This window comes from Streptomyces sp. NPDC030995, assembly GCF_055571215.1.
In genome coordinates this window covers 102,548-114,806 of the sequence record NZ_JBVIFS010000001.1, presented here as the reverse complement: position 1 = coordinate 114,806, position 12,259 = coordinate 102,548, and the positions used below count along the sequence as shown (strand labels likewise).

At 71.4% G+C, this 12,259-nt stretch carries 11 protein-coding genes; 5 read left to right on the top strand and 6 right to left on the bottom strand.

Going from position 1 to position 12,259, the window contains the following annotated elements:
- Window positions 1-390: 390 nt before the first annotated feature.
- A complete protein-coding gene (locus ACZ45T_RS00595) occupies window positions 391-2,097 on the bottom strand; it encodes a glycerol-3-phosphate dehydrogenase/oxidase (protein ID WP_468435900.1) in 1,707 nt (568 codons plus the stop codon).
- Between the two features lie 240 nt (window positions 2,098-2,337).
- Here ACZ45T_RS00595 and ACZ45T_RS00590 point away from each other — a divergent pair, with 240 nt between their 5' ends.
- Entirely contained in the window at window positions 2,338-3,567 is a 1,230-nt protein-coding gene (locus ACZ45T_RS00590; protein ID WP_468435898.1) for a nucleotide sugar dehydrogenase, read from the top strand.
- Between the two features lie 119 nt (window positions 3,568-3,686).
- Window positions 3,687-4,160: a hypothetical protein gene (locus ACZ45T_RS00585; protein WP_468435896.1), complete on the top strand. Its 474-nt coding sequence runs from the start codon at window positions 3,687-3,689 to the stop codon at window positions 4,158-4,160.
- A gap of 85 nt (window positions 4,161-4,245) precedes the next feature.
- Here the strand turns inward: ACZ45T_RS00585 and ACZ45T_RS00580 are convergent, their stop codons facing one another.
- From ACZ45T_RS00580 to ACZ45T_RS00565, 4 genes are all read right to left on the bottom strand, one after another.
- Window positions 4,246-5,370: a GuaB3 family IMP dehydrogenase-related protein gene (locus ACZ45T_RS00580; protein WP_468435894.1), complete on the bottom strand. Its 1,125-nt coding sequence runs from the start codon at window positions 5,368-5,370 to the stop codon at window positions 4,246-4,248.
- Window positions 5,371-5,594: 224 nt separating this feature from the next.
- Entirely contained in the window at window positions 5,595-7,094 is a 1,500-nt protein-coding gene (guaB, locus tag ACZ45T_RS00575; RefSeq protein ID WP_468435892.1) for an IMP dehydrogenase, read from the bottom strand.
- 150 nt (window positions 7,095-7,244) lie between these two features.
- The gene (locus ACZ45T_RS00570) at window positions 7,245-7,874 is read right to left on the bottom strand and encodes a sigma-70 family RNA polymerase sigma factor (protein ID WP_360891086.1); all 630 of its coding nucleotides are present in this window, start codon (window positions 7,872-7,874) and stop codon (window positions 7,245-7,247) included.
- A 348-nt stretch (window positions 7,875-8,222) separates the two neighbouring features.
- Window positions 8,223-8,834, bottom strand: a complete 612-nt coding sequence (locus tag ACZ45T_RS00565) for a response regulator transcription factor (protein WP_003948568.1) — start codon at window positions 8,832-8,834, stop codon at window positions 8,223-8,225.
- Window positions 8,835-9,213: 379 nt separating this feature from the next.
- Between ACZ45T_RS00565 and ACZ45T_RS00560 the strand changes: the two genes are divergently transcribed.
- Complete coding sequence (locus tag ACZ45T_RS00560; protein WP_031145825.1) at window positions 9,214-9,540, top strand: WhiB family transcriptional regulator; 327 nt, start codon at window positions 9,214-9,216, stop codon at window positions 9,538-9,540.
- A gap of 192 nt (window positions 9,541-9,732) precedes the next feature.
- Here ACZ45T_RS00560 and ACZ45T_RS00555 read toward each other — a convergent pair whose 3' ends face one another.
- On the bottom strand, window positions 9,733-10,632 hold the full coding sequence (locus tag ACZ45T_RS00555) for a LysR family transcriptional regulator (RefSeq protein ID WP_468435889.1): 900 nt from the start codon (window positions 10,630-10,632) through the stop codon (window positions 9,733-9,735).
- Window positions 10,633-10,723: 91 nt separating this feature from the next.
- On the opposite strand from ACZ45T_RS00555, the gene ACZ45T_RS00550 reads away from it, so the two are divergent.
- Together ACZ45T_RS00550 and ACZ45T_RS00545 are read left to right on the top strand one after the other, a co-directional pair.
- Window positions 10,724-11,410: an MOSC domain-containing protein gene (locus tag ACZ45T_RS00550; RefSeq protein WP_468436974.1), complete on the top strand. Its 687-nt coding sequence runs from the start codon at window positions 10,724-10,726 to the stop codon at window positions 11,408-11,410.
- 31 nt (window positions 11,411-11,441) lie between these two features.
- A complete protein-coding gene (locus ACZ45T_RS00545) occupies window positions 11,442-12,215 on the top strand; it encodes an SDR family NAD(P)-dependent oxidoreductase (protein WP_468435886.1) in 774 nt (257 codons plus the stop codon).
- The last annotated feature ends 44 nt before the right edge of the window (window positions 12,216-12,259 follow it).

The window sequence follows — 12,259 nt, the reverse complement described above, 5'->3', positions numbered from 1 at the left end:
TTGCAGCCGCAGGCTTCACGTCCTCGGGCTCGCCCGACCCGGCCCCGGCGGCGGCAGCCGCAGGCTTGGCCGGCCCAGGCTCCGCAGCCGCGGCCGCGGGCTTCGCGTCCCCGGGCTTCGCCGCAGGCGCAGCGGCAGCGGCCCCGGCCCCGGTGGCCGAAACCGAACCCTCATCGTCAAGCTTCGCCGCAGGCGTCCCGGCAGGCGTCCCGTGCTCCGGCTTCGACATGCGTCCCCTCTGCAATCCTGCCGCTGCTCCGCCTGCCCCAGCGGCTGAGCGACCCGGCGGCCGGGGCCCGCGGTAACCCACCCCGGCAGAACCCCCATTGTTCCTCACTCCGCAACGGACGGGCCCCCCGGGTCCGCGGTTCCCCCTTCCGCATCCCGGAGTTACAACGGAACGATGTCGGGCGCCCCCAACCGCGCCGCGTCCGCCGTCTGGTCGTCCGGCTGACGCTGTGATTCCCGCTCCGCCTGGACCCTCTTGTCGTAGTGCTCCACTTCCTTCTCGATCTGCTGCTCGTCCCAGCCCAGCACCGGCGCCATCAACTCGGCGCACTCCCGCGCCGACCGCGTCCCCCGGTCGAAGGTCTCGATCGAGATCCGGGTCCGCCGCGTCAGGACGTCGTCGAGGTGCCGCGCCCCCTCGTGCGAGGCCGCGTACACGATCTCCGCCCGCAGATAGTCCTCCGCCCCCGTCACCGGCCGCCGCAGTCCCGGATCGGCGGCCATCAGGTCCAGCAGTTCCTCCGTCAGCGACCCGAAGCGGTTCAACAGGTGTTCCACCCGCACCACATGAAGCCCCGTCCGGGCCGCGATCCGCGCCCGCCCGTTCCACAGGGCCCGGTACCCCTCCGCCCCCACCAGCGGCACGTCCTCCGTCACGCACTCCGCCACCCGCTGGTCCAGCCCGTGCACCGCCTCGTCGACCGCGTCCTTCGCCATGACCCGGTACGTCGTGTACTTGCCGCCCGCCACCACCACCAGCCCGGGCACCGGGTGAGCCACCGTGTGTTCGCGCGACAGCTTGCTCGTCGCGTCCGACTCCCCGGCCAGCAGCGGCCGCAGGCCCGCGTACACGCCCTGTACGTCATCGCGCGTCAGCGGCACGGCCAGCACCGAGTTCACGTGCTCCAGCAGGTAGTCGATGTCCGCGCTCGACGCCGCCGGGTGCGCCTTGTCCAGGTCCCAGTCGGTGTCCGTGGTCCCCACGATCCAGTGGCGCCCCCACGGGATGACGAACAGCACCGACTTCTCGGTCCGCAGGATCAGCCCGGTGCTCGAATGGATCCGGTCCTTCGGCACGACCAGGTGGATGCCCTTCGAGGCCCGCACGTGGAACTGCCCGCGCTCCCCGATCAGCGCCTGGGTGTCGTCCGTCCACACCCCCGTCGCATTGACGATCTGCTTCGCGCGGATCTCGTACTCGACCCCGCCCTCCACGTCCCGCACGCGCGCGCCGACCACCCGTTCGCCCTCGCGCAGGAAGCCGATCACCCTCGCCCGGTTGGCGCAGTGCGCCCCGTACGCCGCGGCCGTGCGCACCAGCGTGGCGACGTACCGCGCGTCGTCCATCTGGGCGTCGTAGTACTGCAGGGCCCCCACCAGCGCGTCCTTGCGCAGCGCCGGCGCCACCCGCAGGGCCCGCTTGCGCGACAGGTGGCGGTGCACCGGCAGGCCGCGCCCGTGGCCGCTGGAGACCGACATCGCGTCGTACAGGGCGACGCCCGAGCCCGCGTACAGCCGCTCCCAGCCCTTGTGCTGCAAGGGGTAGAGGAACGGCACCGGCTTCACCAGGTGCGGGGCGAGCCGCTCCAGCAGCAGGCCGCGCTCCTTCAGCGCCTCCCGTACGAGCGCGAAGTCGAGCATCTCCAGGTACCGCAGGCCGCCGTGGATCAGCTTGCTCGACCGGCTGGAGGTGCCCGAAGCCCAGTCCCGCGCCTCCACCAGGCCGGTCGACAGGCCCCGGGTCACGGCGTCGAGCGCGGTGCCGGCGCCCACCACGCCCGCGCCCACCACCAGCACGTCCAGCTCCCGCTCGGCCATCCGGGTGAGGGCCTCGGCTCGCTGCACCGGCCCCAGTGTCGCTGTCCTCACGGCTGCCTCCCGTTGGTGCGGTTGGGATCCCCGGTGAGATCCCGCTCACATGCCCCGTTTCTCGATTCTGACCGCCCGCACCCACATCAGCCACCGCCTGTGGACAACACAACGGTGATGTTCACCCCAGAATGCGACATATCTTTCATATATACGCCTAGTCTGACATTGCGCCAGCTCCCCTGCCCCCTGGAGGACTTGCGCGGCAGCCCCCTCATCCAGGGAAGGGACGGCACCCCCATGCCCGCAGATCTCGCCGTCATCGGACTCGGCCATCTCGGCCTCCCACTCGCCCAGGCGGCCGTCGCCGCCGGGATCGAGACGGTCGGCTACGACAGCGGTCCGGTCACGGACTCCACCCTCACCGCCGCCGAGATCCGCCGCATGTCGGCGGCCGGCTTCCGGGTCACCACCAACCCCGCCGAACTCGGCCGGGTCCGCACCGCCGTCATCTGCGCCCCCACCCAGCTCGGCGCCGATCGCGCACTGGACCTCTCCGCCGTCGGCGAGGCCGGCCGCGCGCTGGCCGCCCGGCTGCGCCCCCACACCACCGTGATCCTCGAATCCGCCGTCCACCCGGGCGTCACCGAGGACTACCTCCGCCCGATCCTCGAAGCGGGCTCCGGGCTGCGGGCCGGCCGGGACTTCCACCTGGCCTACTCCCCCAGCCGCCTCGACCCGGGCAACCGCACCCACGGCATCTCCAACACCCCCAAGGTGATCGGCGGCCTCACCCCCGCCTGCACGGAGTCCGCGCACGCCTTCTACGCCCGCCTCACCGAGAAGGTGGTCCGCGCCCGCGGCCTGCGCGAGGCCGAGACCGTACAGCTCCTCGAAACGAACTACCGGCACGTCAACATCGCCCTCATGAACGAGATGGCGGTGCTCTGCCACGACCTCGGCGTGGACCTGTGGGACGTCATCCGCTGCGCCGAGACCAAGCCGTACGGATTCCAGGCCTTCCGCCCCGGCCCCGGGGTCGGCGGCCACGGCGTCCCCCTCGACCCCACCTACCTCCCCCACACCACCCGCACCCCCGGCCACCCCCTGCGCATGGTCGGCCTGGCGCAGGAGATCAACAACCGGATGCCGCAGTACGTCATCCAGCGCTCCGCCACCCTGCTCAACGAGCACGGCAAGTCCGCCCGCGGCGCCCGCGTGCTCCTGCTGGGCGTCACGTACAAGCCCGACCTCGCCGACCAGGAGGGCTCCCCGGCCCGCGAGATCGCCAGCCGCCTCCTCGACCTGGGGGCGCTGATCAGCTACCACGACCCGTACATCGCGGGCTGGCGGGTCAGGGACCAGCCGGTCCCCCGTGCCGAATCGTTGTACGAAGCCGCCGCCAACGCCGATCTGACGATCCTGCTCCAGCACCACCGCACGTACGACCTTCAAGGTCTGGCCGTGAAGGCCCAGTTGCTGCTGGACACCCGGGGCGCCAGCCCGGCGGGCGCGGCCCACCGGCTCTGAGCATCGAAAATCCCCCCTGTGAATGTCCGCCGCGGCTGCTAGCCTGCGTCGTCACTTATCTCGCACATACGTCCCCCTGGACAGATGTGCCCCACGCATCCCTGGGGGGGATTTCCCAAATGAGCCAGAACTTCACGCCGCCCGCGCCCGACTCCTTCACCGCGGCCCCCGCTCCGGCCCCGGCCCGCACCGGCAACATCGGCCTCGGCATCGTCGCGGCCGTCGTCGCGGCCCTGGTCGCGGCCGGTGCCTACGGCGGCATCATGAACGCCATCGACCGCGAGATCGGCTACGCCGCGATCGGCGTCGGCCTCCTCGTCGGCCTCGCCGCCGGCAAGGTCGGCGGCCGCAACCCGATCCTGCCCGTGGTCGCCGCCGCGCTCTCCGTCGGCGCCGTCTACCTCGGCCAGGTGTTCTTCATCGCCCTCGCGATCGCCGACTACGGCAAGGTCGGCGTGGGCGAGGTGTTCAGCGAGGTCGGCATCGGCGGCCTGAACGACCTCTGGAAGGAGAGCGTGGACTTCATGTCCTACGTCTTCCTCGGCATCGGCGGCTTCGCCGCCTTCGGTGCGGCCAAGAAGGTCGGCGACTGACGTTCGGCGAGCGAGCCGACGCCGGAGGGCCGGCACCCCGTGCGGGGTGCCGGCCCTCCGGCGTACTGACGTACGGGCGAAGCGGTCAGCGGCTGTGCTGCGAGTCCGCGATCGTGACCTCGACCCGCTGGAACTCCTTGAGCTCGCTGTAGCCGGTGGTGGCCATCGAGCGGCGCAGGGCGCCGAAGATGTTCATCGAGCCGTCCGGGGTGTGCGACGGGCCGGTGAGGATCTCCTCGGTCGTGCCGACCGTGCCGAGGTTCACCTTCTTGCCGCGCGGCACGTCCTCGTGGACGGCCTCCATGCCCCAGTGGTTGCCCTTGCCGGGCGCGTCGGTGGCACGGGCCAGCGGGGAGCCCATCATCACGGCGTCCGCGCCGCAGGCGACGGCCTTCGGGATGTCGCCCGACCAGCCCACGCCGCCGTCGGCGATGACGTGCACGTAGCGGCCGCCGGACTCGTCCATGTAGTCGCGGCGGGCCGCGGCCACGTCCGCGACGGCGGTCGCCATCGGGACCTGGATGCCGAGCACGTTGCGCGTGGTGTGCGCGGCGCCGCCGCCGAAGCCGACCAGGACACCCGCGGCGCCGGTGCGCATCAGGTGCAGGGCCGCCGTGTAGGTGGCGCAGCCGCCCACGATGACCGGGACGTCGAGCTCGTAGATGAACTGCTTGAGGTTCAGCGGCTCGGCGGCGCCGGAGACGTGCTCCGCCGACACGGTGGTGCCGCGGATCACGAAGATGTCCACGCCCGCGTCCACGACCGCCTTGGAGAACTCGGCGGTGCGCTGCGGGGAGAGCGCGGCGGCGGTGACGACGCCCGAGTCGCGCACCTCCTTGATGCGCTGGCGGATCAGGTCCGCCTGGATCGGCGCGGAGTAGATCTCCTGGAGGCGGCGGGTGGCGGCCTCCTCGTCCAGCTCCGTGATCTCGTCGAGCAGCGGCTGCGGGTCCTCGTAGCGGGTCCACAGGCCTTCGAGGTTCAGCACGCCGAGGCCGCCGAGCTCGCCGATGCGGATCGCGGTCTGCGGGGAGACGACCGAGTCCATGGGTGCGGCCAGGAAGGGGAGCTCGAAGCGGTACGCGTCGATCTGCCAGGCGATCGAGACCTCCTTCGGGTCCCGGGTACGCCGGCTCGGGACGATGGCGATGTCGTCGAACGCGTACGCCCTGCGGCCGCGCTTGCCGCGCCCGATCTCGATCTCAGTCACGTGTGGTGGCCTTTCCTCTGGGTCTGCCCGTCCAGTATCCCCGAACCCCGGCGGCCCGCGTTCCGGTGACCGCTGTACGGACGCCGATCCAGCCCCGCCACCACCCAGCCCCGCCACCACCCAGCCCCGCCGGCGTTTGAGGCGCGGGGGTCCGGGGGCGGAGCCCCCGGCAACGGCGAGAGGCGGGCCCGGAAACCCGGACCCGCCTCCTGCGCTAACCGCTGCTACCCCTTACGGGAGTAGTTCGGCGCTTCCACCGTCATCTGGATGTCGTGCGGGTGGCTCTCCTTGAGCCCCGCCGAGGTGATCCGCACGAAGCGGCCCCGGTCCTGCAGCTCCGGCACGGTGCGGCCGCCGACGTAGAACATCGACTGGCGCAGGCCCCCGACGAGCTGGTGCACGACCGCCGAGAGCGGGCCGCGGTACGGCACCTGGCCCTCGATGCCCTCGGGGATGAGCTTGTCGTCGCCGCCCACGCCCTCCTGGAAGTAGCGGTCCTTGGAGAAGGACTTCTGCTCCCCGCGGGACTGCATCGCGCCGAGCGAGCCCATGCCGCGGTAGGACTTGAACTGCTTGCCGTTGATGAAGAGCAGCTCGCCCGGGGACTCCTCGCAGCCCGCGAGCAGCGAGCCGAGCATCACCGTGTCGGCGCCCGCGACCAGGGCCTTCGCGATGTCGCCGGAGTACTGGAGGCCGCCGTCGCCGATGACCGGGACGCCGGCCGCCTTGGCGGCGAGCGAGGCCTCGTAGATCGCGGTGACCTGCGGGACGCCGATGCCGGCGACCACGCGGGTGGTGCAGATGGAGCCGGGGCCGACGCCGACCTTGATGCCGTCACAGCCGGCGTCGATCAGCGCCTGGGCGCCGTCGCGGGTGGCGACGTTGCCGCCGATGACGTCCACGCCGGAGTTCGACTTGATCTTCGCGACCATGTCGCCGACCAGGCGGGAGTGACCGTGGGCGGTGTCGACGACGATGAAGTCGGCGCCCGCCTCGATCAGGGCCTGGGCGCGGTCGTACGCGTCACCGGCGACGCCGACGGCGGCACCGACGAGCAGCCGGCCGTCCTTGTCCTTGGCGGCGTTCGGGTACTTCTCGGCCTTGACGAAGTCCTTGACCGTGATGAGGCCCTTGAGGATGCCCGCGTCGTCGACCAGCGGCAGCTTTTCGATCTTGTGGCGGCGCAGCAGCTCCATGGCGTCCACGCCGGAGATGCCGACCTTGCCGGTGACCAGCGGCATCGGGGTCATGACCTCGCGCACCTGGCGGCTGCGGTCCGACTCGAAGGCCATGTCGCGGTTGGTGACGATGCCCAGGAGCTTGCCCGCCTGGTCCGTCACCGGGACGCCGGAGATGCGGAACTTCGCGCAGAGCTGGTCGGCCTCGCGCAGGGTCGCGTCCGGGTGCACCGTGATCGGGTCGGTGACCATGCCGGACTCGGAGCGCTTGACCAGGTCGACCTGGTTGGCCTGGTCGGCGATGGAGAGGTTGCGGTGCAGTACGCCGACGCCGCCCTGGCGGGCCATCGCGATGGCCATGCGGGCCTCGGTGACCTTGTCCATGGCGGCGGACAGCAGCGGAACGTTCACGCGCACGTTGCGCGAGATGAGGGAAGAGGTGTCGATCGCATCAGGCGACATGTCCGACGCGCCCGGCAGCAGCAGCACGTCGTCGTAGGTCAGTCCGAGCGTGGCGAATTTGTCGGGCACTCCGTCGGCGGTCATGACACCTTCCCAAATGGTCTTGCTCAGCGCGGATGTCCATGCTAACGGGATACCGACGCGTCTCATTCCACGACCAAGGTCAACCACAAGATTCGTAGCTTCCTACGGCGATGGCGGCGGGGATCACTCCGGTTGTCGCCGCGAGGATTCCTACTGCTCGGCGAGCGCGCGCAGCCTGCTGAGCGCCCGGTGCTGGGCCACCCGCACGGCTCCGGGGGACATCCCGAGCATCTGCCCGGTCTCCTCCGCGGTCAGCCCGACAGCCACCCGCAGGACGAGCAGCTCGCGCTGGTTCTCCGGCAGGTTCGCCAGCAGCTTCTTGGCCCAGGCGGCGTCACTGCTGAGCAGCGCCCGTTCCTCGGGGCCCAGCGAGTCGTCGGGCCGTTCCGGCATCTCGTCGGACGGCACGGCCGTGCTGCCCGGATGCCGCATGGCGGCCCGCTGCAGGTCGGCGACCTTGTGCGCGGCGATGGCGAAGACGAAGGCCTCGAAGGGCCGCCCGGTGTCCCGGTAGCGCGGCAGCGCCATCAGGACGGCGACGCAGACTTCCTGCGCCAGGTCCTCCACGAAGTGACGAGCATCACCCGGAAGCCGCGACAGCCGGGTGCGGCAATAGCGGATCGCGAGGGGGTGCACGAAGGCGAGCAGGTCGTGCGTGGCCTGCTCGTCGCCCTCCACCGCCCGGCGTACGAGCGCGCTGACACCCCCGGCACTGCCGCCTTTGGCGGCGCCGGTCGGGCCTGTGGCCGCGGGGGACCCCTGGGCCTCGTCGTCGCGCATCAATCCATGGTGCCTTGGCGCGGGAGCATCCGCGGCACCGTGGTCCTTGTTGTGCATCGAAGCGTTATGAGCGGGTGCGCCGGAACCCATCATCTGCACCCTCCCCTCCCGCTCGGCCGAATAGTCCCCGAGAGACTCCACACCCTCAAGGATGCGGCATCGCGCACGAAGCGAGACGTCCCCCGGATTGTGCCCCGCCAACCCCCGGGTGCGCACCGGGTACGGCGGGACAGGGCTACACCGAAAACGAGGGCGGCGCGCCGCCCCGTCCGCCGCCGGCGGACGGGACCGCTCTCGACGGTCCGCTGTGGGCGGCGGACCGGGCCGGGCCCGGCCGCGACCCGGAGGTCAGCGGACCAGACCCCAGCGGAAGCCGAGCGCCACCGCGTGTGCGCGGTCCGAGGCGCCGAGCTTCTTGAACAGCCGGCGGGCGTGCGTCTTGACCGTGTCCTCGGAGAGGAAGAGCTCGCGCCCGATCTCCGCGTTGGACCGGCCGTGACTCATGCCCTCCAGGACCTGGATCTCGCGCGCGGTGAGGGTGGGCGCGGCGCCCATCTCGGCCGAGCGGAGCCGGCGCGGGGCCAGCCGCCAGGTCGGGTCGGCGAGTGCCTGGGTGACCGTGGCCCGCAGTTCGGCGCGCGAGGCGTCCTTGTGCAGATAGCCCCGGGCGCCGGCCGCGACCGCGAGGGCCACGCCGTCCAGGTCCTCGGCGACCGTCAGCATGATGATGCGGGCACCGGGGTCGGCCGAGAGCAGTCGACGGACCGTCTCCACACCGCCCAGCCCGGGCATCCGTACATCCATCAGAATCAGGTCGGAGCGGTCGGCACCCCAGCGGCGGAGGACTTCCTCGCCGTTGGCAGCCGTCGTCACACGCTCGACGCCGGGCACGGTGGCAACCGCGCGACGGAGCGCCTCTCGGGCAAGCGGGGAGTCGTCGCAGACGAGGACGGATGTCATGACCGCCCTCCGCAGCTGCTGATGCGCGTCACCTTGAGCCTCCAGGCTGGTACGTATCGTCACCTGTGCGGTCGATGCCCCCGGACACCTGTCCGAGAACTTATTGGTTCAACCGCCTTCGCACTCTCAACGATGGTCACTCGAAAGAGTTACGGGTCGGACGGACACCTTCGGCACTCTACGTGAGGAAGCGAACACGACGTCGGCGCCACAAGCCAGCTGTCCTTCATCTGGAGCTATGCCCTATTTGGCGGCTTTCCTTCCCTTTGGCGCATGTCTGAGGCTAGATTCCCAATGAGTCATATTTACATCTACTACGACAGTAGGTGTGGAGACATGGACCGTATCCGCCTCAGTACCGGCACCAAGAGGACTCCCCATGGCAGATTTCTCCCGCCTCCCCGGACCGAACGCCGACCTGTGGGACTGGCAGCTGCTGGCTGCCTGCCGCGGGGTCGACAGCTCCCTCTTCTTCCACCCGGAAGGCGAGCGGGGCGCGGCCAGGAGCGCGCGCGAGGCCTCGGCTAAAGAGGTCTGCATGCGATGCCCGGTGCGCGCGGAATGCGCCGCGCACGCACTCGCCGTCCGCGAGCCCTACGGGGTGTGGGGCGGCCTCACCGAGGACGAGCGCGAGGAACTGATGGGCCGCGCCCGGCATCGCCTGATCCCCGCGTCGAGTGCGATCGGACCGATCGCGCCGCACTGAGAGCTGTAGAAACGTCTGAAGGAACGTTTCTTCGAATCGACCGCAATCACCTGCACGCTCGGGCGTGTCGCCACCCGGCCCGGGATTTCACGCGTTCGGCCGTACGTAGCCCGTACGTGCGGCCGGCGCGCGGCCCGGGACGAGGTGTCGGCGCACCCGCCGCGTGCCGTCGGCGCACCCCGCCGCGTGCGGTCAGCGCCTGGCGGCCCGCTCCAGCTCGGCCAGGGTCGCGGCCACGGCCGGCACCCGGGCCAGGTCGGGCAGGGTCAGCGCCACGACCTCCCGCTCGACGGCGGGTTCCACGGCCACCGTGCTCACGCCCTTGGCCCGTACGGACTCCACCGCGAGCTCCGGCAGCACCGCGACGCCCAGCCCCGCGCCGACCAGGCCGACCACCGCCGGGTAGTCGTCGGTGGCGAAGTCGATGCGCGGGGTGAAGCCCGCGCCCTCGCACACCTCCACCAGATGGCGGCGGCAGCGCGGACAGCCCGCGATCCAGGGCTCGTCGGCCAGCTCCGCCATGCCCACGCGTTCGGCCCCGGCCAGCCGGTGACCCTCGGGGACCAGCCCCACGAGCCGGTCGGTCAGCAGCGGCCGCACCACGAGGTCGTCCCACTCCGCCGCGGAGCCGGCCGCCCCGCCGTAGCGGAAGGCCAGCGCCAGGTCGCAGTCGCCCTCGCGCAGCATCTCCACCGAGCGCGGCGGCTCCGCCTCGACCAGCGAGATGCGCGTCCCCGGATGCTCGGCGCGCATCGCCGCGAGCGCGGTGGGCACCAGCGTGGAGCTGCCGCTGGGGAAGGACACGAGCCGGACCCGGCCGGCGCGCAGCCCGGCGATGGCGGCGACCTCCTCCTCGGCCGCCGTCAGCCCGGCCAGGATCCCCGCGGCATGCCGGACCAGGGCCTCGCCGGCCTGGGTCAGCCGCATCTCGCGGCCGGTGCGGATGAGCAGCGGGGTTCCGGCCGATTGTTCGAGTGCCTTCATCTGCTGGGAGACGGCGGGCTGGGTGCAGCCGAGCTCTCGTGCGGCGGCTGAGAAGGATCCGGTCCCGGCGACAGCGCGCAGTACCCGGAGATGACGTGCCTCAATCACCCTTCGAGCATAAGGCCTACTTTGATTGTCGCGCGAATGTCTTCGTAACACTTTGGGTCGGAAAGCCCCTACCGTGGTCCTTATGGGCACCATGCATGTGATTTCCGTGAACCTCGGCCGCGCCACGGCCGTCGACTACACGGACGCGGAGGACGGGATGACGGGCATCGGCAAGCGCCCGGTCCCCGGCCCGGTCCGCGTCCTCGCCCCCGGGCTCAAGGCCACCGGCCTCGGCAGCGGCCTGGAGGGCGACGCCGTCTGCGACCGCCGCTTCCACGGCGGCGACCACCAGGCCGTCTACGCGTACGCCCGCGAGGACCTGGACCGGTGGGAGCGCGAGCTGGGCCGCGAGCTGCCCGGCGGGATCTTCGGCGAGAACTTCACCACCTCCGGCATCGACCTGAGCACCGCGCGGCTCGGCGACCGCTGGCGGGTCGGCGCGGACCTCGTCCTCGAAGTGGCCTCGGCCCGCATCCCGTGCCGCACCTTCCAGGGGGCCCTGGGCGAGGACGGCTGGGTCAAGCGGTTCACCCAGGAGGGCCGGCCGGGCGCGTACCTGCGGGTGATCCGGGAGGGCTCGGTCTCGGCCGGCGACCCCATCGAGATCATCCACCGGCCCGACCACGAGGTGACGGTGGCGTTCTGGTTCCGCGCCTTCACCACCGAGCGCTCGCTGCTGCCGCGCACCCTGGCGGCGGGTGCGGCGATGCGGCCGGAGGCCCACGAGCACGTGCACCAGTACATGGAGAAGTACGGGGCCGAGGCCGGGGCGAAGTAAGGCCGTTACCTCACTCGTCTAGGTTGCGCCTATGACGACTGCGTTGATTACGGGATCCACGGCGGGCATCGGCGCCGCCTTCGCCCGGCGGCTGGCCGCCCAGGGGCACAACCTGGTGCTGGTGGCGCGCGACACCAAGCGACTCGGCGAGCAGGCCACCGAGCTGCACGACCGGCACGGCATCGAGGCCGAGGTGCTGGCCGCCGACCTCTCCACGGAGGAGGGCATCGCGGCTGTCGAGCAGCGCCTCGACGACCGTACGCACCCCGTCGACCTGCTGGTCAACAACGCGGGCTTCGGCAACAAGGGCCGCTACCTCGAAGTCTCCATGGCCGACGAGCTGACCATGCTGAAGGTGCACATCGAGGCGGTCCTGCGGCTGACTTCGGCGGCCACGGCATCGATGCGCTCGCGCGGTCGCGGCGGCGTGATCAACGTGGCTTCGGTGGCCGCCTTCGTACCCCGCGGTACGTACGGGGCGAGCAAGGCCTGGGTCGTGCAGTTCACCCAGGGCGCGGCGCGGGACCTGTCCGGGTCCGGGGTGCGGCTGATGGCGCTGTGCCCCGGCTTCGTGCGGACGGAGTTCCACCAGCGCGCCGGCATGGGCACGGACAACATCCCCGGCTGGCTGTGGCTGGACGCCGACAAGCTGGTGGCCGCGGCCCTGGCCGATCTGGCGCGGGGGAAGACGGTGTCGGTCCCGGACCCGCGGTACAAGGCGCTGATGGGCGTGGTGAAGCTGACGCCGCGCGGGCTGCTGGGCGGGGTGTCCTCGCGTACGGGCCGCAAGTACGGGCCGCAGTAACCCGTCGGTACGACCAGCCGAACGGGCGAAATCTCCCTAAACTG